This window comes from Streptomyces sp. NPDC047014 (genome assembly GCF_040644195.1).
GTDB lineage: Bacteria > Actinomycetota > Actinomycetes > Streptomycetales > Streptomycetaceae > Streptomyces.
The window spans coordinates 103,513-123,879 of sequence record NZ_JBEYVX010000001.1 but is presented as its reverse complement, the minus strand read 5'-3'; the positions used below and the strand labels follow the sequence as shown (position 1 = coordinate 123,879).

16 protein-coding genes are annotated in these 20,367 nt (G+C 71.4%); 2 read left to right on the top strand and 14 right to left on the bottom strand.

All coding sequences use genetic code 11. The annotated features are described in order from the left end of the window. Positions 1-227 precede the first annotated feature (227 nt). The 4 genes from ABZ873_RS00520 to ABZ873_RS00505 form a co-directional block, all read right to left on the bottom strand. The gene (locus ABZ873_RS00520) at positions 228-3,329 is read right to left on the bottom strand and encodes an amino acid adenylation domain-containing protein (RefSeq protein WP_360863393.1); all 3,102 of its coding nucleotides are present in this window, start codon (positions 3,327-3,329) and stop codon (positions 228-230) included. A gap of 80 nt (positions 3,330-3,409) precedes the next feature. Next, on the bottom strand, positions 3,410-4,042 hold the full coding sequence (locus ABZ873_RS00515; protein ID WP_360863391.1) for a helix-turn-helix domain-containing protein: 633 nt from the start codon (positions 4,040-4,042) through the stop codon (positions 3,410-3,412). 208 nt (positions 4,043-4,250) lie between these two features. Next, a complete protein-coding gene (locus tag ABZ873_RS00510) occupies positions 4,251-4,952 on the bottom strand; it encodes a 4'-phosphopantetheinyl transferase superfamily protein (RefSeq protein WP_360863389.1) in 702 nt (233 codons plus the stop codon). Continuing rightward, positions 4,949-5,797 carry a metallophosphoesterase gene (locus tag ABZ873_RS00505; protein WP_360863387.1) on the bottom strand — a complete coding sequence of 283 codons (849 nt, stop codon included), beginning with the start codon at positions 5,795-5,797 and terminating at the stop codon, positions 4,949-4,951. The genes ABZ873_RS00510 and ABZ873_RS00505 overlap by 4 nt, the downstream gene beginning before the upstream one ends. A gap of 771 nt (positions 5,798-6,568) precedes the next feature. Here ABZ873_RS00505 and ABZ873_RS00500 point away from each other — a divergent pair. Next, positions 6,569-6,970 (top strand): DUF1992 domain-containing protein, encoded by a 402-nt coding sequence (locus ABZ873_RS00500; protein ID WP_360863385.1) that lies wholly within the window; start codon positions 6,569-6,571, stop codon positions 6,968-6,970. 120 nt (positions 6,971-7,090) lie between these two features. Here the strand turns inward: ABZ873_RS00500 and ABZ873_RS00495 are convergent, their stop codons facing one another. From ABZ873_RS00495 to ABZ873_RS00475, 5 genes are all read right to left on the bottom strand, one after another. Continuing rightward, positions 7,091-7,759, bottom strand: a complete 669-nt coding sequence (locus tag ABZ873_RS00495) for a DUF4389 domain-containing protein (protein ID WP_360863617.1) — start codon at positions 7,757-7,759, stop codon at positions 7,091-7,093. Positions 7,760-7,943: 184 nt separating this feature from the next. Beyond that, positions 7,944-8,735, bottom strand: a complete 792-nt coding sequence (locus ABZ873_RS00490; RefSeq protein WP_360863383.1) for a hypothetical protein — start codon at positions 8,733-8,735, stop codon at positions 7,944-7,946. Positions 8,736-8,995: 260 nt separating this feature from the next. After that, positions 8,996-10,330, bottom strand: a complete 1,335-nt coding sequence (locus ABZ873_RS00485) for an extracellular solute-binding protein (RefSeq protein WP_360863381.1) — start codon at positions 10,328-10,330, stop codon at positions 8,996-8,998. 83 nt (positions 10,331-10,413) lie between these two features. Further along, positions 10,414-11,391, bottom strand: a complete 978-nt coding sequence (locus ABZ873_RS00480) for a carbohydrate ABC transporter permease (RefSeq protein WP_360863379.1) — start codon at positions 11,389-11,391, stop codon at positions 10,414-10,416. Positions 11,392-11,395: 4 nt separating this feature from the next. Further along, positions 11,396-12,316 (bottom strand): sugar ABC transporter permease, encoded by a 921-nt coding sequence (locus tag ABZ873_RS00475; RefSeq protein WP_360863377.1) that lies wholly within the window; start codon positions 12,314-12,316, stop codon positions 11,396-11,398. Between the two features lie 416 nt (positions 12,317-12,732). Here ABZ873_RS00475 and ABZ873_RS00470 point away from each other — a divergent pair, with 416 nt between their 5' ends. Beyond that, on the top strand, positions 12,733-14,196 hold the full coding sequence (locus tag ABZ873_RS00470; protein ID WP_360863376.1) for an RICIN domain-containing protein: 1,464 nt from the start codon (positions 12,733-12,735) through the stop codon (positions 14,194-14,196). A gap of 114 nt (positions 14,197-14,310) precedes the next feature. Here the strand turns inward: ABZ873_RS00470 and ABZ873_RS00465 are convergent, their stop codons facing one another. The 5 genes from ABZ873_RS00465 to galT all read right to left on the bottom strand — a co-directional run bounded on the left by ABZ873_RS00465 (position 14,311) and on the right by galT (position 20,236). Continuing rightward, complete coding sequence (locus ABZ873_RS00465; protein WP_360863374.1) at positions 14,311-16,062, bottom strand: beta-galactosidase family protein; 1,752 nt, start codon at positions 16,060-16,062, stop codon at positions 14,311-14,313. 116 nt (positions 16,063-16,178) lie between these two features. Beyond that, the gene (locus tag ABZ873_RS00460) at positions 16,179-16,985 is read right to left on the bottom strand and encodes a DeoR/GlpR family DNA-binding transcription regulator (RefSeq protein ID WP_360863372.1); all 807 of its coding nucleotides are present in this window, start codon (positions 16,983-16,985) and stop codon (positions 16,179-16,181) included. A gap of 115 nt (positions 16,986-17,100) precedes the next feature. After that, positions 17,101-18,234, bottom strand: a complete 1,134-nt coding sequence (gene galK, locus ABZ873_RS00455) for a galactokinase (RefSeq protein ID WP_360863370.1) — start codon at positions 18,232-18,234, stop codon at positions 17,101-17,103. Further along, on the bottom strand, positions 18,231-19,190 hold the full coding sequence (gene galE, locus ABZ873_RS00450) for a UDP-glucose 4-epimerase GalE (RefSeq protein ID WP_360863369.1): 960 nt from the start codon (positions 19,188-19,190) through the stop codon (positions 18,231-18,233). Before galE ends, galK begins: the two co-directional genes overlap by 4 nt. Next, the gene (gene galT / locus ABZ873_RS00445; RefSeq protein ID WP_360863367.1) at positions 19,187-20,236 is read right to left on the bottom strand and encodes a galactose-1-phosphate uridylyltransferase; all 1,050 of its coding nucleotides are present in this window, start codon (positions 20,234-20,236) and stop codon (positions 19,187-19,189) included. Before galT ends, galE begins: the two co-directional genes overlap by 4 nt. Positions 20,237-20,367: the final 131 nt, after the last annotated feature.

Genomic DNA, 20,367 nt, shown 5'->3' with positions numbered 1-20,367 from the left:
AGCGGAGGCGGTCCGAATCAGGAAAAGAGAGAAGGGAGTACGCGCCGACAGGAGATCCGACTCACTGCGGATATGCGTCACACCCGGGCCGAAGCGCGCAGCTCAGCCACTATGAGATACATATTCTTAGCCGATCCCGACCGTGTCAAGAGGGATCCTCTCGCGGTCTCCGCGGTTCGCGGACCTGCCGCAGGCCGGAAGCGAACGGCCTGCGGCAGTACGGACCGTCAGGGCGCGGCCACGTCCTCCAGGAGTGCCAGGAAACGTGCGCCCAGCTCCGCGGCGAAGGAGCCGGGAACCTGATGGGGCCGGTAGCTGACGGTCAGCCGGGGTCCACCGCGTTCGTGCGGGCGCACCTCGGCGACGAGTTCCGTCGGCAGGCCGAAGGGCGCCGGACGGAAGAACTCGGTCGCCGCCCCCGCGAGTTCCAGTTCCGCCGGGGCGTTGTTCTGCAGCGCGAACATGTTCTGGAACAGCGGCGCGCGCGGCCCCCGGGGCGGGTTGACCAGCCGGACGACCTCACTGAACGGGATGTCCTGGGCGGCGAAGGCGCGGCGGACCGTGTCCGCGACGCGTGCCGGATCGATCCTCCCCGCCCCCTCCCCGGAGAACCGCATCCGGATGCACAGCACGTCGACGAGGCAGGACACCGCGCGGTCCAGCCGCTCGTCGCCGCGCAGGGCGTACGGAGTACCGACGGCGATGTCCTCGTCACCCGACACCTCCGCCAGCGCCGCGCCATAGGCCGTGAGAAGGAGGACGAAGGGCGTCACGCCCAGTGCGGCCGCACGCTCCTCCACACGTGCGAGCGTCTTCTCCGGCAGGGGGAAGACCTGGCATTCCGGTCCCGTTCCTCCGTCGACAGGCAGGCCGGCAGGGGGTTCGGGAACCGTCAGGCTGGGGACACCGGTGAGTTCGCCGCGCCAGTACGCGCGCTGCTGCTCCAGGGCCCCGGACGTGAGGCGGGCCCGCTGGGCGGCCGCCACCTCCCGCAGTGTCGGCCCCGGCTCTCCCGGGGGGACGGGGCCGAGCTTCGACGCGTTGTAGGCGTCGGCGAGTTCCTCCGTCAGGATGGACTCGGACCAGCCGTCGAAGGCCACGTGGTGCACGGCGAGACCGATGAGGTGGGACGCGCCGGGTCCGACGGTCACCATGACCACCCGCCAGATCTCGCCCTCCTCCAGCCGGAAGGGCCGGCCCAGCGCCTGCCTCAGGAGGGTGTGGGCCTCCTCGGGGCCGGGTGCCCACAGCACCGCGGGCCGGGGCGGCGCCCCGTCGAGCGGGACCGCGGCCGGGCCGGGCTCCGCGTCGAATCGGTAGGAGGAGCGCAGGGCCTCGTGCCGGCGGTGGACGTGTTCGACGGCTCGGGCCAACGCCTCCGCGTCCACTTCGCCGTCCGCCCGCCAGCCCATCGTGCAGTGGTGCACGAGGTCGTCCGGGGCGAAGACATGACGCATCAGCATGTCGCTCTGCTGCGGGTTCAACGGTACGGGGCCGCCCTCGGGCCGGACGTCCGCGGCACGGAGCTCGTGGCCCGCCTGTTCGAGCCATCGGGCGATGCCCGCGGGGGTGGGACTCCGGTAGACCTGGGAGAGCGGCAGGGGCTGTGCGTGGCCGCTCTGGAAGACGGCCCGTACGCGGTTCTGGAGGCCGATGGCCAGCAGGGAGTGCCCGCCCAGCTCGAAGAAGTCGTCCTGCGGGCCCACTTCCTCCTGTTCGAGGAGTTCGGCGAAGAGCGCGCAGAGCTCCGCCTCCGCGGCCGACCGCGGCGCCGGCGCGGACCGGCCGGGTGTCACCACCACGTCCGGCAGGGCGGACCGGTCCAGTTTGCCGTTGCCGGTCAGCGGCATGGCCTCCAGCAGGCCGATCGCGGAGGGGATCATGTAGTGCGGCAGCACCTCGGCGAGGTGCGCGCGGATCTCCGCGACGTCCGGCTCGGCGCCCGGCTCCGGGACCACGTGGCCCACCAGGGTGGCTCCCCCGGTGGCGGATTCCCGTACGGTGGCCGCCGCGTGGCGGACGGCGGGATGGCCGGCGAGGGCCGCCTCGACCTCACCCAGTTCGATCCGGAAGCCTCGGATCTTCACCTGGCTGTCGGCGCGGCCCAGGTACACCAGCAGCCCGTCGGGGCGCAGCCGGGCGAGATCGCCCGAACGGTAGCCCCGGACCGGCCGGCCCGAGGAGTCCTCGACGGTGACGAAGCGCGCCGCCGTGAGATCGGGCCGCCCGAGGTAGCCCCGGGCCACGCCGGGACCCACGACCACCATCTCGCCGGTCTCGCCCGGCGCGACGCGGCGGAGGTTCTCGTCGACCAGGAGGAGGTCGAGGTCGGGCAGCGGGCGGCCGATGACGCTGTCACCGTCGTGCAGGTCCGACGGGCGCACCCGGTGGTACGAGGTGTGCACGGTCGTCTCGGTGATCCCGTACATGTTGACGAGAACGGGCCGGTCGACACCGTACTTGGCGGCCCAGGGCCTGAGATCGGAGAAGCGCAACGCCTCCCCGCCGAAGACGACGAACCTCAGCGGGAGGCGTTCCTCGTGCCGGCCGTCCTCGGTCACCAGTTGCTGGAAGGCCGAAGGTGTCTGGTTCAGCACCGTCACCCGCTCCCGCGTGAGCAGCCGGTGGAAGGACGCGGGGTCCTTGGCCACGTCGGCGGGCACGAAGACCGCGCAGCCGCCGTGGAGCAGGGCGCCCCACATCTCCCAGACCGAGAAGTCGAAGGCGAAGGAGTGGAAGACCGTCCAGACGTCCTCGGCCGTGAAACCGAAGACGGGGGCGCTCTCCGAGAACAGGCGGAGCACGTTCCGGTGGGTGACCTCGACCCCCTTGGGCCTGCCGGTCGTTCCCGAGGTGAAGATCACGTAGGCCCGTGACTCGGGTGCCACCCGCTCCGGCAGGGGTACGGCGTCCGGCGGCGCGGTCGGCGGGGCGTCGACCAGGCAGCGCTCGATGCCCGCCGGTACCCGTTCCGCGAGACTCCTGGAGGTCACCACGGCCACCGGCGCGGCGTCCTCCAGGATGACGGCGTTCCGCGCGGCCGGGGCCTCGGGGTCCAGCGGGAGGTAGAACGAGCCCGCCTTCAGTACGGCGAGCGCCGCCACCGCCATCTCGGCCGACCGGTCGAGCAGGATCCCGACGGGACGCTCCGAGGTCCGGGTGAGGGGCGGCAGCCGCCTCGCGAGGTGCGTGGAACGCCGGTCGAGCTCGGCGTAGGTCAGGCTCGCCGTGCCGCACTTGACCGCGGTGCGGTCCGGGTACGCGGCCGCGGCGCTCCGGAACGCTTCGACGAGGGAGGCCGGGGCGATCGGTTCTGGTGGTTCGTGCATGTCTCACTCGCTCATCCGGAGGGAGCCCGGCCGCATGGGGCCCGGGCCTGCGGTTTCGATGCGTCGCTGCGTGCGTGGACTCAGCCGACGGACGCCAGCACGTCCGCCTTGGCGTAGTAGACGCGGCGCCCGTTCGTCCGCCGCCGCCAGCTGTTCTCCGAGGCGAGCCGATAGACGTTGCTCATGGAGATGCGGCACAGTTCCGCCACGTCCTTGGCGGTGAGCCACGGCAGTCCGGTCTGGTGCCGGTCACTCACGCGGCGGTCCAGCTCCCGCCACTCGTACGCCGACCAGGCGTGCCCGGGGTCGTTGTCGCACCGGACCTCGCTGGGCAGCCGGCCGTCCGCCTGGATCACCGCGATCAGCGATCCCCCGCACTCGTGCTCGATGCAGGCCCCCACCCGGAAGCGTCGCACCCGCTCCGGGCTGACGACGCGCCGGGCCATGGTGGCGGTCTCGGCCATCTCGCTGATGGCGTCGCCCGCTGCCGGGTGGTGGCACAGCCAGCGTGCGTGCTGGTGGAGGAACTCCGCCAGCCCCTCCATGGACTGCCCGGCGGGAACACACCCGTGTTCCGCGTTCACCAGGTCGCACCATGCCCGAAGGCGGGCCCGCAGGGTGTCGCGCGCTTCGAGGGCGACGGCGTTGAGCTTGATTCCGAACGACCGGGTACCGGAAACCCGCTGCCCGTCCCAGGGCGTGGTGGCGAGCATGCTCTCGCATTCCCGGTAGAGGTCCGGAATGGTTTTCAGATCATGTTGGAACCGCTCGAAACATCCCGTGCAGACACGCATGCCGCCGGGCGTGGGACGCGGATCGCCGGCCTCTCGGTCGCGGATGTAGGGACACGCTGCGTTGTGACAGCCGTTCACTTGAAAAATACCTCGCAGTACATGTCCGGCAGGAGCCGGAGAAGATCAGCTAGTTTTTGTGGGAACCGGCGGACGGGGATCGGTCACCCGTCGCGGGGACGGTGATCGCCGTCACGAGGAGCCCGTGCCGGGCTGCCCAGCGGCCCCGCAGCTCGGTCAGCCTGATGTCGTTCACCAGGGGGCCGGGTGCCAGCAATCGGGCGGTGAAGGTCTTCGTTTCCGGTTCCAGGACCACGGCGGCGTGCTCGAAGCCCAGCCAACGACGGGCGAGCGGATACCACGCCTTGTAGACGCATTCCTTGGCGCTGAACAGCAGCCGGTCCCAGGCGATGTCCGGGTGGCTCTCGGCCAGCGCGGCCAGCATGGCCAGTTCGTCCGGCCCCGCGATCAGCTCCCGGATTCCTTCGTCCGGGCAAGCCTCGTCGGGTTCCGCGTCGACCCCGATCAGGGCGAATTCCTCGGCCCTGGCCAGGACCGCCACACGGTATCCGGCGCAGTGGGACATGCTGCCCACAAGGCCGGCGGGCCACAACGGCTCACCCCGGGTGCCGTGCAGGACGGGCGCCGGCGCGAAGCCCAGCCGTCCCATGGCCTCCCGGGCACACGCCCGCACCGTACGGAACTCCGCACGCCGTGAGATCAGCGCGCGCTCGACGAGAGCGGCCTCCTCGGCGAACACGGGAGGCGTGAGCTCCGGGTCCCCGAAGGACTGAACGGCCGCCACCCCGGCAGGAACCAGCTCCGCTATCACGGCGGGGAGCCGGCGGCGGGCCGGCCCGACAGAACCGGCACGAGCTGCCCGGGCCGTGCGGCCCGCGCTCTCCACTCACGCGGATATCCCAGGGACACCTCGTAGTGCGGTATCCCGTCCTCGCGCAGGAATCCGGGAATGTGCAGGTGCCCGTAGACGACGGCGGCGGCACGGAATCTCCGCGGCCAGTCCTCCGTCGCCGAGGTGCCGCACCACAGCGCGAAGTGCGCATGACGCAGCATCCGCGTCGGTTCACGGATCAACGGGAAATGATTGACGAGTACGGTCGACATGCCGTCCGGGAGAGCGGACAGACGCGCCTCGGATTCGGCGAGCCGCGCAGCGCACCACGCCTCCCGGCTCGGGTAGGGGTCGGGGTGCAGCATGAATTCGTCCATGCACACCACGCCCGATTCCTCTGCCCTCGCGAGAGCCTGAGCCTTGTCGTGGATACCGGCGGCCCGGAACGAGTAGTCGTAGAGAACGAAGAGCGGGGCTATCGCGACCGGACCCTCCGCGGTCTCCCAGACCGGGAACGGATCCTCGGGCGTGAGAACCCCCAGGCCCCTGCAGAGTTCCACCAGGGACCGGTACCGCTCTTCACCGCGTGCCGCGAGCGGATCGTCCGGGCGAGTCCACAGCTCGTGGTTTCCCGGCGCCCAGACCACTCGCGCGAAATTCCTGCTCAGGACCTCGAGGCCCCATCTCACGTCGTCACTGTGGTCGCCGATGTCACCGGCCACCACGAGCCAGTCCTCGTCCGATGTCGGCCGAAGCCTTCTGACCAGCTCCTTGTTCTCTTCGTAGTGCACATGCAGATCACTGATGGCCAAAAGATCGCCCACTGGTACACACCCAAAAACTCTTGAGACCGGAGGATCGGCTGGGCGGGTGGCGCCGCACACGGGACGTGGCAGCACCTCGCCGGTCAGCCGGGTGAGGGGTGTCCGGGGCGGCGTCTCGTCGGCAGCGGCGCCGCAGGGCCGCTTGCCCGTTCCATGGTCCGCAGATCAGCCGGTGGCTCTTCGAGCGACTTCCCGGCTGTAAATCCATACACCTGTGTATTCACAGACACCCCCGTGCCTTGATCGATGCGAGTCGCGAAGTATGCGTTCGGCGACTCTCTCGGTAGGGATCTTCAAGCAGATCCCGAACGAGTCGCAATGGATCATATTGTGAGATGGATCACTGGTGCGCGTGAGCGAATTCTGTGCGAGGCGTCGCGTGCCCGGCCACATCACAGCAGGTAGACCGGGGTGTGGCGGCAGGCCACGAGGGTCGGTCCCGCGCTGCGCGATGCACGAATATCAGCCGACGTGCATCGATATTCGGACGTCTTGAAAAGTGCGATCGCGCCGCCGACGCGCACGCGAAGTTCCTTCTGCAAACCGAGAGCCCTCCGCCGCACCGCCCAGAAATCCCTCCCGAGAACGGGATGCGGTGACGGATCGCAAACCGCCGCCGGCCTGGGGCGACCTGTCACAGGAGCGGAAGCACGGGGATCGAACGGGGTCGGTGTCGTAGGCTGGAGGCGGACTGCCGGTACGCGCTCACCCCTCGACCACCAGCCGGGAACGGGTGCCGCGCGCAGCCGATGTGACCCTTGGGGAGGGATCATGACCGACCGGAAGCCGCCTGGTGTGGACTTCGAGTCCTGGGTGGACCGCCAGATCAGGGAGGCCGGCGAGCGCGGCGACTTCAAGGACCTGCCGGGTCTGGGCAAGCCGCTGGCCTCGCTGGACGCCCCCTACGACGAGCTGTGGTGGGTCAAGGGAAAGATGCACCGCGAGGGGTTCGCCGGCCTGCCGCCCGCACTCGCGCTGCGCAAGGAAGCGGAAGACGCGATGGAGGCGGTCCGCGCCGCGCGTTCGGAGCGCCAGGTGCGCGACATCCTCGCCGAGATCAACGAAAAGATCAGCGCCGCACTGCGCATGCCCCCACCGGGCCCGCCCCTCCGACTCTCGGTGTTCGACGTCGAAGACGTGGTCACCACATGGCGCGAGGCCCGCACCTCGTAGAACCCCGGCCGCACGGTTGCTCCGTACGGATCCGAGGTCCTGCCGTGACTCCGGCGGGCCGGTTCGGGGCTGTGTCCGCCAGGGAGTTCGCTGACATCGGTGGCTTCCGCCCGCTCCTCGTCAGGGGTGGGCCGGAGCCGTTGGTTCGTGGGGGCCCGGGTCCAGGCGGAAGGGGGGATAGGTGTCGGTCATCAGGGAGGCGTAGGCCAGGACGCGGAGGGTCCAGCGGAGCAGGCCCATCAGGAGGTCGAAGAGGCCGCGGGGGTAGCGGCCCGTGAAGGTCAGGGTCAGGACCGCGACCAGGGAGAGAAGGCCGATGAGGCCCGAGAACGGGCTGTAGTCCTCCATGAAGCGGTAGGCGCTCCAGCCGCTGGTGACCAGGGTGGCGACCACCAGCACCTGCGGGATGACCAGAAGCCATTTGACGAGGACCAGCCCGCGGGACAGGCGCTCGGGGTAGTCGACGTCCAGGCGGACCGGGTATTCCGGATCGTCCTTGAGGGTGAACGGCGGGTACTGGTCGGTGGCGAGCACCATGGAGCAGTAGTACTGGACGCGGGTGGACCAGCGGATGACGCCCACGCTGAAATCGAAGAGCGGCCGGGGATAGCGGCCGGTGGCGAGGATGCAGAAGAAGGCCGCCACGCTCACCAGGACGAAGCCGAGCTGGAGGAACAGCAGCGCGATGTGGTGGGGGATGGCGAAGATCCATTTGACCAGCCACATCCACCGGGTGAGCCGGGGGTCCGGCGTCGCCTGGACGCGCAGGGGGTAGGCGGTGGAGAGCATGACGGTCACATCCGTTCCGGGGAGGGGGGCTGGGGCGGGGAATGCTTGTCCCGCCATTAGGACCTCTGGTGCGGAGGGGCGTCATGACACGGGAGTGCGTGGCTTGACAGGGGTGGGAGTGGGGGTGGGTGGGGCGTGAGGAGGCCCCCGGCCCTCACGGGGCCGGGGGCGGGGTGGGGTGGGGTCAGGGGCATTCCGTGATGTGGTCCATGTGGTCGGCTCGGCAGGTGTCTGTCTGGGGGCCGCCTCGGGCGTAGTCGTTGCCGGGGATTCCGTCGACCGTGTCGATGGTGTCCCTGCCCGTGCCCCCGTCCAGGAAGTCGTTGCCGGGGCCGGCGATCAGGTGGTCGTTGCCGTCGCCTCCCTCCACGACGTCGTCGCCCGCGCCCGCGTCGATGACGTCCGAGCCGTTGCGGCCCTCGATCCGGTCGTTGCCCGCGCCGCCTAAGATGCGGTCCCGGCCGCTGGAGCCGATGAGGAGGTCGTTGCCGGCTCCGCCCGAAAGGAAGTCGGCGCCCTCGCCGCCTTCCAGGGTGTCGTTCGCGCCACCGCCGTAGAGGGTGTCGTCGCCCGGCCCGCCCTTGAGGGTGACGGCCGTGGTCGTGAGGTGGGAGTTCACCTCGTCCGCCGCGTCGCCCGCCTCGACGACGAGTTCGGTGAGGCGGCCGGCGCCGGGGCACAACGCCTCGTCGACGGCGATACGGATACAGCCTCCGGTGGCCACCACGCGGTCTGAGGTGTCCCGGACGTGGATCGCGTCACCGGTGCGGCGGAGGGTGAGGGTGTTGGCGACGCCGGGCGCTGCGGTGACCGTGACCGAGGTACCGGACATACGCACCACTGTGCCCGTCGCGGCGTCGCCCGGATGCTGTGCGGCGGCCGCCGGTGCGGCGAGGGCCAGGGCGAGACCGAGTGCCACCGCCGCGGCGGCGAGGCTGTTCCGGTGGGTCGTTGTTGTTGCTGCGCTGCTGTTCATCTGGTTCCTCCTGAAGGCGTGGGGCGTTGAGCGCCGGGTTTTCCGCAGGGTCGCCGCCGCCTCGCGGTGGCGGTCGGCCGCGTAGTGGGAGAGGGCCCGGCCCGAGCGCACCGCCGTGTGCAGCGCGCCCACGTTCTCCGCCGGCGGGGTCCCGGGGTCGTAGCGGTGGGAGCAAGAAGACGTCCACGTACTCCAGGCCCATGCACCGCAGCGACGACTGGTCCGATGTCCCTGCGCGGGTTGGTAGTTGTCGTCGGGTGTCATCTGCGGGCGACATCGAATCCCTGGTCCGTGCCGTACTTGGCGCTCGCCGCCGCCCATGCCTCCAGGCCCTGCGAGAGGGTGCCCGAGGCGACGTACGCCTTGCCCGCGGTGTCGTTGAAGACGGAGTTCGCGTACACCTGGTACGGCAGGTACGACCAGCCCGGCGCGACCTCGCGGGCCGCCGCGGCCAGGATCCGGTTGGCCTGCTGGCCGCCGAAGTACGGGAACGCGGTCTCCAGGAACGCCGGGGAGTCCAGCTCGGCCCGGGTGGCGGGGAAGGCGCCCTCGGCGACGCGGGCGGCGGCGCCGGGTCCCGTGGTGGCGTACTCGACGAAGGCGTAGGCCAGCGCCGTGTTCTTGGACGCCTTCGGCACGGCGAGCGAGCTGCCGCCGTTCTCCGCGCCCGCCGCGGCGCCCTCCGTCCACTGCGGGAGGGGCGCCACGCGCCAGTCGCCCGAGGCGGCCGGGGCCCCGGACAGCAGGTTGGCTGGCATCCAGGCGCCGGTGGCCAGGGTGGCGATGCTGCCGTCCGCGAGGCCCTTGTACCACTCGTCGCTCCAGGAGGCGACGGGCGCGAGCAGCCGCTCGTCGATGAGCTTCTGCCAGGTCCCCGCGTACCGGGCGGTGCCCGGGTCCCCGAAGTCGATGCCGAGCCTGGTGCCCTCCACGCGGTAGGGGCGGCCACCCGCCTGCCAGATCAGGCTGGTCGTGGCACCCGCCTCGCCGGTGTCGTTGGTGATGTGGAGCTTCGGGTCCGCCGTGTGCAGGGCGCGCGCGGCGTCCACGTACTCGGCCCAGGTGGTGGGGACGGCGACACCGTGCCGGTCGAAGACCTTCTTGTTGTAGAACAGCGCCATGGGCCCGGAGTCCATCGGCAGGGCGTAGATCCCCTTGCCGTACCGGACCGCGCTCCAGGGCCCGGTGGTGAACGCCTGGTCGTGGGCGGCCGCGCCGTAGGGGGAGAGTTCTTCCAGCGCTTTGCCGAGGGCGAACTGGCCGACGGCGTAGTACTCGACCTGCGCCACGTCCGGCGCTCCCGAGCCGGCGGCGACGGCGTTCTGCAGGGCGGTGTACTGCTTGTCGCCCGTCCCCGCGTTGATCAGCTCGATGTCCACCTGGGGGTACTTCTTCTCGAAGTCGGCGGCCACCTTCTTCAAGGTCGGTTCCCAGGCCCACACCGTGACCTTGCCCCCGGCTTCCAGGGCGGAGGCGACATCCTTCGCGGCGGAGTCCGGCGAGGGCTCCGGCCCGCCGCAGGCCGTCGCGCCGAGGCCGAGGACGCACGTCGCCGCGACGGCGGCGAGGATCCGGCGGCGGCTGTTCGTTCTCATCGGTGGTGCTCCTGATTCGTGTACGGACGGAAGGTGGCGGGGCGGAGACGGGCAGCGGGCGGCAGGCCGAAGGCGGCGGCGCGTCACTCCTTGACGCTGCCGGCGGCCAGACCCGACTGCCAGTGGCGCTGGAGCAGCAGGAAGATCACGACGATCGGTGCGACGGTCAGCAAGGAGCCGGTGATGACGAGATCGAACACCGGCTCGCCTCCCGCCGTACGGGCCTGCGCACTCCAGGCGTTGAGGCCGAGGCTGAGCGGATACCAGTCCGGGTCCTTGATCATGATCAGCGGCAGGAAGTAGTTGTTCCAGGTGGCGACCATGGTGAAGAGCAGCACCGTCACCGTCCCCGGCATCAGCAGCGGCAGGGCCACCCGGAAGAAGACGCGCAGTTCGCCGGCGCCGTCGATGCGGGCGGCTTCGAGCAGTTCGACGGGCACCGCTTCGGCGGTGAACACCCACATCAGGTAGAGCCCGAAGGGCGAGACGAGGGAGGGGATGATCACTGCCCACGGGGTGTCGGCGAGGCCCATGCCGCTGAACATCAGGAAGGTGGGGACGGCGAGGGCCGTCCCCGGAACGGCCACGGCGCCGATGACCACGGCGAAGACGGCCCGGCGGCCCGGGAACTCGTAGACGGCGAGCGCGTATCCGCCGAGGACGGCGAGCAGGGTCGCACCGCCCGCGCCCGCGGCCACGTACAGCAGGGTGTTCAGTGTCCAGCGGACGAAGGCGCCGTCGTCGTAGGAGAGGGTGCGGGCGATGTTGTCCCAGAGCTGGAAGTCCTCGCCGAACCAGAGGCCGAAGGATCCGAGCAGGCTCTCCTGGTCCTTGGTGGCGTTGATGACCAGCCATACGAGGGGCAGCATCGTGTAGACGAGGACCAGGCCCGCCAGCACGGTCAGCGGGATGCTGCGTCGCGGGTCGAGGGGGGTACGCGCCGCTCTGCGCGGGCCTGTCCGCCCGGTGGCCGGTGCCTTCCTCGACGCGGCGGGCTCCGGGGCGGGGCGGGCGCCGGGCTCCACGGTGTGCGGGGAGGCGTCGGTGGGGTTGGTGATCATGCGCTCAGCCTTTCCGCATGCCGCGGAGCTGGACCGCGTAGGCGATGAGCGCGGTGAGGGCGCCCATCACGAGGGCGATGGTGGCCGCGTAGTTGTGCTGCTGTCCGGAGAAGGCGAGGGAGTACGTGTAGAGGTTCGGGGTGTAGTCGGTCGTGATGGCGTTCGGGGCGAGGCTCTGCAGGATGCTCGGCTCGTTGAACAGCTGGAAGCTGCCGATGACGGAGAAGATGGCGGCGATGACCAGCGCGCTGCGGATGGCGGGCAGTTTGACCGATCTGATGACGCGCCACTCCCCCGCCCCGTCGATGGCGGCCGCTTCGTAGAGGGAGCGGGGCACCACTTTCAGCGCGGCGTAGAAGATCAAGGTGTTGTAGCCGACGAACTCCCAGGTCACGACATTGCCGATGGAGGCGAGTACGAGGGAGGGTGAGAGCGGGTCCGGCAGGGACAGGCCGAAGCTCTCGTTCAGGTTGCCGACCAGGCCGAAGCGGGAGCCGTACAGGAACCCCCACATCAGGCCGGCGACGACGGCCGGCACGGCGTAGGGCAGGAAGACGGCGACCCGGAAGAACGCCTTGCCGTACAGGCGGCCGCTGTCGATGGCGAGCGCGGCCAGCAGGGCGATGCCCAGCATGACCGGCACCTGGACCAGCAGGAAGAGCCCGACGCGGCCGGCTCCCTCCCAGAACCGCGGATCGCCCAGCACCTGGCGGTAGTTGTCCGCGCCGACGAAGGAGGTGCCGCCGATGAGCCGGTCGCGCAACAGGCTGAGGTGGAAGGCGTAGACGAGCGGGGCCAGGAAGACGAGGGCGAACACGGCTGCGAACGGTCCGGCGAATCCCCAGCCGGCCAGGGCTTCACGGCGGGCGCGTGGTCCGCGGCGGGGTGGGGGAACTGCTGTTGCCGGTGCCGGCAGGAGCGTCATGGTGGGGTCCTTGTGTCAGTGACGTCAGTGACCAGGGGGTCCCGCGCAGGGGTGTATAGGGGGCCTCCGGGGCCGAGTCGGCCTCCAGGAGGGCGGGATCCGACGAGCGATGTTTACGTAATCATCGGTAGCGCGATCGTGGCACCGCCCCGCCGGGACCGTCAAGCGTCTTGTGGCCAACCCCTGGCCGGAATCGGACCGGCGTCACGATTCCCGTCCCTGTCCTTGACAGGCCACGGCGCGGCTTCCACACTCGCAGCCAGCCCCCGGAATGTTTACGAAAACATAACAGGGGCGACACAGCGGCTTCATCCACTTCCGCAGCTTCCGCTGCTTCCCCGACTTCCGCAGCTTCCCCGGCTCCCTCGGCTTCACCGGCGCACCTCTCCCCCACCCGCCAGCCACCTGAGGTACCCATGCGACGTCATCACCCGCCTCCCGCCGCCCTCTTGACCGCCCTGACCCTCCTCGCGGCCCTGCTCGCGAGCCTCCTCGGCGGCCCCGGCACCGCCGCGGCCTCCCCCGCCCCCGTCACCGTCACCAACGCGACCCAGTTCACCGACCCCACCGGCCGGCCCGTCCACGCCCACGGCGGCGGGGTCATCAAGGTGGACGCGCACTACTACTGGTTCGGCGAGGACCGGAACCCCGACAACAGCTTCCGCTACGTCTCCGCCTACCGCTCCACCGACCTCAAGAACTGGGAGTTCCGCGGCCATGTGCTCTCCCAGGCCACGGACCCGGAGCTGGCGACCGCCAACATCGAGCGCCCCAAGGTGATCTACAACCGCGCCACGGACCAGTTCGTCATGTGGATGCACAAGGAGGGCGCCGCCACCGACTACAGCGAGGCCCGCGCCGCGGTGGCCGTCTCCTCCACCGTCGACGGCGCCTACGCCTGGCGCGGCAGCTTCCGGCCCCTCGGGCACATGTCCCGCGACATCACGGCCTTCGCGGACACCGACGGCACCGGCTACATGATCTCGGCGGCCAACGAGAACGCGGACCTCCACGTCTACCGCCTCAGCCCCGACTACACCGCCGTCGAGGCCCAGGTGCAGAAGCTGTGGCCCGGTCAGTGGCGGGAGGCGCCCGCCCTGTTCAAGCGGGACGGCGTCTACTTCCTGGTGACCTCCGGCGCCACGGGCTGGTCGCCCAACCAGCAGAAGTACGGCACCGCCGACAGCGTCACCGGCACCTGGAGCCAGCTGCGGGACCTCGGGGACAGCAGGACCTACGGCTCGCAGACCGCCTACGTCCTGCCCGTCGAGGGCGTCTCCGGCCTGACGAGCTACCTCTACATGGGCGACCGCTGGGGCAATTCCATGGGCGGCACGGTCAACGACTCGCAGTACATCTGGCTCCCGCTCGCCTTCCCCACCCGGACGAGCCTGTCCATGGACTACTTCCCGCAGATCGCCCTCTCCACCGAGGCCGGCACCGTGCGGGGCCTCGGGGACTGGAACACCCTGTCCGCCGCGCACAGCGGCAAGTGCGCCGACGCCGCCGACTGGTCGGTGGCCGAGGGCGCCCGGCTGCTCCAGTGGAGCTGCGCCCCGGGCAGCTTCAACCAGCACGTGTGGTTCCAGGGCGCTGGGGCCGGTACGGTCCGGATCGTGCTCCGCCACAGCGGCAAGTGCCTGGCGGTCCAGGACGCGGCCTCCCACGACGGGGCCGCCGTCGTCCAGACCGCCTGTACGGACGCACCCGGCCAGAAGTGGAAGCAGGGCCGCGCCGACGCGAGCGGAATGCGGCTGGTCGCCCGGCACAGCGGCAAATGCCTCGACGTGACCCACCAGGCCCGGACCGACGGAGCGCCCCTCATCCAGTGGACGTGCACCGGCGGCGACAACCAGAAGTGGCGGCGCTCGGCGGCCTGACCTGCCCAGGCAAGAGCCTCCACGAGCCCCGACGGCCGTGCGTACCCCCTCCGTACGCACGGCCGACGTACGCACGGCCTCCGTACGCACGGCCGTTTGCGCCCGCCGGGCCGGTCAGCCCTCCACCGGCCCCAGATCCGGCGCCTCCCGCAGGGCGACCCGCCTGCCGCGCCCCGGCGCGTGCAGCTCCAGTACGACGAGCTCGTTCAGGCCCTCGCGCAGCACGGGCCCCGGCACGTACAGGGAGCGCTGCGGTCCGCGGGACCAGTGGCGGCCGAGGGCGAAGCCGTTGACCCAGGCGTTGCCCTTCGTCCATCCGTCGAGGTGGAGGAAGGTGTCGGCGGGCCGGTCCACCGCGAAGGTCCCGCGGTACAGGGCCGGGCCGGTGGGCGGGGCCGGCGAGGGCGCGAACGGCACGTCGTCGAGCGAGGTGAGCGGCAGCGGGCGGCTGGTCCATCCGTCGAGCGGCGCGCCGTTGAGCAGCACCTGGCCGAGCAGGCCCTTGCGGTCGTGGATGCCCTGCCCGTAGTTCACCCGGCCCTGGTTCTCCACGAGGACGGCCAGGGCGGCGCCCGGCCGGGGGACGGCGAAGGTGAGGGAGTGCTCGTGCCCCTCCCGCTCCAGCACCCCGACGGGCTGTCCGTCGAGGAACACCTGCGCCCGGTCGCGGACCTGCTCCAGCTCCAGCAGGGCCGGTCCGGCCTCCGGCAGGTCCGTTTCGTAGAGGACGAAGCCGTAGTCCTGGCCCAGTTCCTCCATGGTCAGCGGCCGGCGGGAGGCGACCGCGTCCCCGAGGGCCGGCGCGGCGTGCAGCAGCCCGGCGCTCTCCGTCAGCTCCAGCGACTCCAGGGCGAACCGGGCGCCGCGCGCGGGCGGGCATTCCGTCGGAACGGGCGCGTACTTGGCGATGACCGCGCGGAAGGCGGCGTACTTCTCGGTGGGGTCGCCGGCTTCGTCGAGGGGGGCGTCGTAGTCGTAGGAGGTGACCGTGGGGCGGTAGGTGTGCTTGTCGTTGGCGCCGTTCATGAAGCCGAAGTTCGTGCCGCCGTGGAACATGTAGAAGTTCACGGACGCCCCGGTCGCGAGCAGGTCGTCCAGCTCCCGCGCCGCCTCCCGCGCGTCGCGGACGGTGTGCTCGCCGCCCCACCGGTCGAACCAGCCGATCCAGAACTCCGTGCAGAGCAGCGGCCCGGACGGCCGGGCGGCGCGCAGCGCGGTCAGGTTGCGGGCGGATCCGCTGCCGAAGTTGGCGGTCGCGAGCACGCCCGGCAGGGAGCCGCGCTCCAGGTCGGACGGCTGGTCGCAGGTGAAGAGGGGTACGTCGGTACCGTGGCGGCGCAGCAGCTCCGCGAGCCCTTCCAGGTAGGCGGTGTCGTCCCCGTACGCGCCGTACTCGTTCTCCAGCTGTACGGCGAGCACCGGCCCGCCCCGGGTGGCCAGCCGGTCGTGGAGCGGGGGCAGGAGCTGCCGGAAGTAGTCGTCGACGGCGCCGAGGAAGCCGGGGTCGCCGCTGCGCAGGCGGATGTCGGGATCGGCCAGCAGCCAGGAGGGCAGTCCTCCGCCCTCCCATTCGGCACAGATGTAGGGGCCGGGCCGCAGCAGGACGTGCAGCCCCTCCTCGGCGGCGAGGTCGAGGAAGCGGGGCAGGTCGAGGCCGTGGTCCAGGCGGAAGGTGTCGGGCTGCGGCTGGTGGAGGTTCCACGGTACGTACGTCTCGACCGTGTTGAGGCCCATGAGGCGCGCTTTGCGCAGCCGGTCGCGCCAGTGGCCGGGATGGACGCGGAAGTAGTGCAGTCCGCCGGAGAGGATGCGGAAGGGCTCGCCGTCGAGCCGGAATCCGTCGTCTTCGATCTGGAGAAGGGGCATACGCGTGCTCCTCGGTCGAGCGGGACGGGCGCGCGGGGCGCGCACCGGACACCTGTGCATGTTTACGTAAACACACAGGGCGTGGCAAGTCCGTACGGGGCATGCCCTGCCCTGCGTTACGCCTGGGTCCTACCCAGGATCAGCTGCCCCACCGCATCCCGCAGGACGGCGCACGCCTCGGCGTCGAGGCCGTCGTCCGAGACGAAGTAGTCGATCTCCGGGAGGGCGATGAACCGGCTGAGCCCCACGACGCCCCACTTGGTGTGGTCCGCGACGACGGCGACCCGGGTGGCGCACTCGATCAGCGCGCGGTTGGTCTGGGCCTCGGCCAGGTTCGGGGTGGTGGCCCCGGCGCGCTCCGAGACGCCGTGGGCGCCGATGACGAGCAGGTCCACCTGGAGGGAGCGGATCGTCTGGTCCGCCAGCGGGCCGACCAGCGAAGCCGACCGGGTGGGGGTGCCGCCGGTGAGCAGCAGGGTGTGCCCGGCGGGGGCGAGCTCGGTGCCGGTGGGCCGCAGGAGCTGGGCGACCGGCAGGGAGTTGGTCACCACCGTCAGATCGGGGACCTCCTTGAGCCGGGTGGCCACGGCGTAGGAGGTGGTCCCGCCGGAGACGGCGACGACGCTGCCCGGTTTCACGAGGGCGGCGGCCGCCTCGGCCACGGCCGACTTCGCCCGGGACTCCAGAGCGGCCTTGGTCTCGAAGGGAGGCTCGTCCGCCGTGGTGACGGCGGCGCTGATGGCGCCGCCGTGCACCTTCGACAGGGAGCCGGTGCGGGCGAGGGCGTCCAGGTCGCGGCGGATGGTCATATCGGAGACGCCGAGCTGTTCCACGAGGTCGGCCACGCGCACGGCACCGTCGCGGCGCACGATCTCCAGGATCAGGGCCCTGCGCTGGGGTGCCAGGGGTGCTGCCTCGGTCACGACCTGTTCCCCGTCCTCCGCGCGATGTCCGGGTGTGCCGTCACGATGCCACGGCAATCCCCCATAATCCAACAGTCTACGTCGCGGCCCGCCGCCTCATCCGGTCGTCCGGTGCTCACCCCACCCGCCGGGCGCCCGCCGCCGGGGAGACGGGGAGCAGGTGCGGGTCCTGGTGGCCGGCCTTCCGGAAGGCCGTGGTGACGGCCTCGCCGATCCAGTCCACCCGGTCCTCCTCCGCCAGGACGATGACCGAGCCGCCGAAGCCGCCTCCGGTCATCCGGGCCCCGTGCGCCCCGTGCGCCAGCGCGGTGTCCACCACGAGGTCGCTCTCCGCGCAGGAGATCCGGAAGTCGTCCCGCAGCGAGATGTGGCCGTCGGTGAGGATCGGGCCCAGCACCGCCACCCGCCCGGCCCGGAGATGGGCGACGGCCCGGGCCACCCGCGCGTTCTCCGTCACCACGTGCCGGACCAGGGGCAGCAGCGCGGACGGCAGGAGCTCCGCCGCGCGGGGCAGGTCCTCGGGGCCGAGGTCGCGCAGCGCCGCCACGCCGAGCAGGCGGGCGGCTCGCTCGCAGCCGGCCCGCAGTCGCGCGTAGGCGCCGTCCCCCAGGTCGTGCTTCACGCGGGTGTCCACGGCCAGCAGGCTCATCCCCTGGGCCTCCGGCGCGAACGGGACCTGCTCATGGGTGCCCGCGCGGAGGTCCAGGTGGAGGGCCGCGCCCTCGGTGCAGCAGGCGGAGGCCAGTTGGTCCATGGCCCCGCAGGGCACTCCGGCGAAACCGTTCTCCGCCCGCTGGGCGATCAGCGCCAGGGCGGGTGCGTCCAGGCGCAGCTCGTACAGGTCGTTGTAGGCGAAGGCCACCGCGCACTCCAGCGCCGCAGAGGAGGACAGCCCGGCGCCGGCGGGCACCGTACTGTCGATGTGCAGGTCGGCGCCGCCGACCGGGTGTCCGGCCTCGCGCAGCGCCCAGACCACCCCGGCGGGGTAGGCGCCCCAGGTGGTGACCGCCCCCGCGGTGAGGCGCTCGACGTGCAGGTCGAGGACGGGGCCGTCGCCCTGGGCGCTGTGCAGGCGCAGCCGCCCGTCCTGCCGCCGCCGGGCCGCGACCAGGGTGTGCTGGGGAAGGGCGATCGGCAGGGCGCAGCCGTCGTTGTAGTCGGTGTGCTCGCCGATCAGGTTGACCCGGCCGGGCGCCGCCCAGATCCCCTCGGGGTCGGTGCCGTGGACGCGCCGGAAGGCTTCCCTCACGGGGTCACCTCGCGTACGAACTCCCAGGCATCGGCGACGATGCGGTCCAGGCCGGTGCGGTGCGGCCGCCAGCCCAGGCGCTCGCGCGCGCGGTCCGCGGACGCGATCAGGACGGCCGGGTCACCGGGGCGGCGCGGGCGCACGGCCTCGGGGACGGGGTGTCCCGTGACCCGTCGCACGGCCTCGATGACCTCGCGGACGGTGAAGCCCTCGCCGTTGCCGAGGTTGCAGATCAGGTGCTCACCGGGCCGGGCCGCCGCCAAAGCCAGGAGGTGGGCGTCGGCCAGGTCGGCCACATGGAGGTAGTCGCGTACGCAGGTGCCGTCGCGCGTCGGGTAGTCGTCGCCGTGGACGTCGACGTGCGCACGCTGCCCGAGGGCCACTTGGAGGACGAGCGGGACGAGGTGCGACTCGGAGTGGTGGCGCTCGCCCCGGCCCGCGTGGGCGCCCGCGACATTGAAGTACCGCAGGGACACGGCGGCCAGCCCGTGGGCGGCGGCCGCACCGGTGAGCATGTGGTCGACGGCGAGTTTGCTCGCGCCGTAGGGACTGGCCGGTGCGGTCCGGGCGTCCTCCTGGATCGGTGTCCGCTCGGGCTCCCCGTACACGGCGGCGGTGGAGGAGAACACCAGGGTTCCCACCCCGTGCCGGCGCATGGCGGTGAGCAGCGCCAGCGAGCCCACGACGTTGTTGCGCCAGTACTTCTCGGGGTCGCGCACGGATTCCGCCACCTGGGAGGAGGCCGCGAGGTGCAGCACCCCGGCGTATCCGCCGTCCAGGACGGCGGCCGCCTGCGCCACCCCGCCGACGACGAAGTCGGCCCTCTCCGGTACGGCCTCCAGCGCGCCGGTGGACAGGTCGTCGAGCACGGTGACGTCGTGGCCCTCGGTGAGGAGCCGGGCCGCGACCACGCTGCCGATGTAGCCGGCGCCACCGGTGACGAGGTAGCGGCTCATGCCGCTACCTCGCGGAGCCGGTGGGCCGCGTCCTCGGGGGCGATGTCGTTGACGAAGGAGTCCATGCCGGATTCCACTCCGGCCAGGTACTTGAGCCTGTCCGCCGAACGCCGGACCGTGAACAGCTCGAGGTGCAGGGCCAGTTCCTCACCGCCGCTGCGCGGTGCCTGGTGCCATGCGGAGATGTAGGGGGTCGGAGTCGGCTGCTCCGCCGGTCCTTCCGGACGGAACAGCCGGTCGAAGCGGCGGAGCAGGTCCAGGTAGAGCCCGGGGAACTCGGCGCGTTCGGCCTCGGTGAGGTGGGTGAGGTCGGGCACGCGGCGATGGGGGTACACGTGCACCTCGTACGGCCAGCGGGCGGCGTACGGGACGAAGGCCGTCCAGTGCTCCCCCGCCAGCACCACGCGGGAGGCGGCGGCCCGCGCCTCGGCCAGCAGGTCCTCGAAGAGGTTCCCGCCGGTGACGGACCGGTGGGTGCCGGCGACGGCGATCATCTTGGCGGTCCGGGGCGGGACGAAGGGGAAGGCGTAGAGCTGCCCGTGCGGGTGCGCGAGGGTGACGCCGATCTCCACACCGCGGTTCTCGAAGCAGTACACCTGCTCCACGCCCGGCAGGGACGACAGGCGTGCGGTGCGGTCCGTCCAGGCGTCGAGGACGAGCCGGGCGCGCTCCTCCGTCAGATCGGCGAAGCTCGCCGCGTGTTCGGGTGTGAAGCAGACGACTTCGCAGCGCCCGAAGCGTCCTGTCAGGGAGGGGAAGCGGTTCTCGAACACGACCACTTCGTAGTCCGCCGCCGGTATCTCGCTGTGGTGCCCGTCCGCCGAGGGGCAGAGCGGGCAGGCGTCGGTCGGCGGATGGTGGACGCGTCCCTGCCGGTGGGAGGCGATGGTGACCCAGTCGCCCGTCGTCAGATCGAGGCGCAGTTCGGGGCGGCTGTCGACGGGATCGAGGGCGCGGCGGTCGACGGAGTCGCGTGCGGCGCTCTCGTCGAGGTCGTAGTAGGTCAGCTCGCGGCCGTCCGCGAGCTTCGTCGTGGTTCTCTTCACGGAAACGGGCCCGTCTCTCGGAGTACGGAACAGCGGCGGTACAGACCACACGCCGACAAGAATAAACAGAAAGCAACGAAAGTCAACGCCCATGCTGGGGCAGGGGCGGACAGCTCACGCCACTGGGGAAC

Coding starts and splice junctions, on each gene's coding strand:
- ABZ873_RS00520 (WP_360863393.1), bottom strand. CDS start 3,329: ATGCACGAACCACCAGAACCGATCGCCCCGGCCTCCCTCGTCGAAGCG.
- ABZ873_RS00515 (WP_360863391.1), bottom strand. CDS start 4,042: ATGCTCGCCACCACGCCCTGGGACGGGCAGCGGGTTTCCGGTACCCGG.
- ABZ873_RS00500 (WP_360863385.1), top strand. CDS start 6,569: ATGACCGACCGGAAGCCGCCTGGTGTGGACTTCGAGTCCTGGGTGGAC.
- ABZ873_RS00495 (WP_360863617.1), bottom strand. CDS start 7,759: ATGCTCTCCACCGCCTACCCCCTGCGCGTCCAGGCGACGCCGGACCCC.
- ABZ873_RS00490 (WP_360863383.1), bottom strand. CDS start 8,735: ATGAACAGCAGCGCAGCAACAACAACGACCCACCGGAACAGCCTCGCC.
- ABZ873_RS00485 (WP_360863381.1), bottom strand. CDS start 10,330: ATGAGAACGAACAGCCGCCGCCGGATCCTCGCCGCCGTCGCGGCGACG.
- ABZ873_RS00480 (WP_360863379.1), bottom strand. CDS start 11,391: ATGATCACCAACCCCACCGACGCCTCCCCGCACACCGTGGAGCCCGGC.
- ABZ873_RS00475 (WP_360863377.1), bottom strand. CDS start 12,316: ATGACGCTCCTGCCGGCACCGGCAACAGCAGTTCCCCCACCCCGCCGC.
- ABZ873_RS00470 (WP_360863376.1), top strand. CDS start 12,733: ATGCGACGTCATCACCCGCCTCCCGCCGCCCTCTTGACCGCCCTGACC.
- ABZ873_RS00465 (WP_360863374.1), bottom strand. CDS start 16,062: ATGCCCCTTCTCCAGATCGAAGACGACGGATTCCGGCTCGACGGCGAG.
- galE (WP_360863369.1), bottom strand. CDS start 19,190: ATGAGCCGCTACCTCGTCACCGGTGGCGCCGGCTACATCGGCAGCGTG.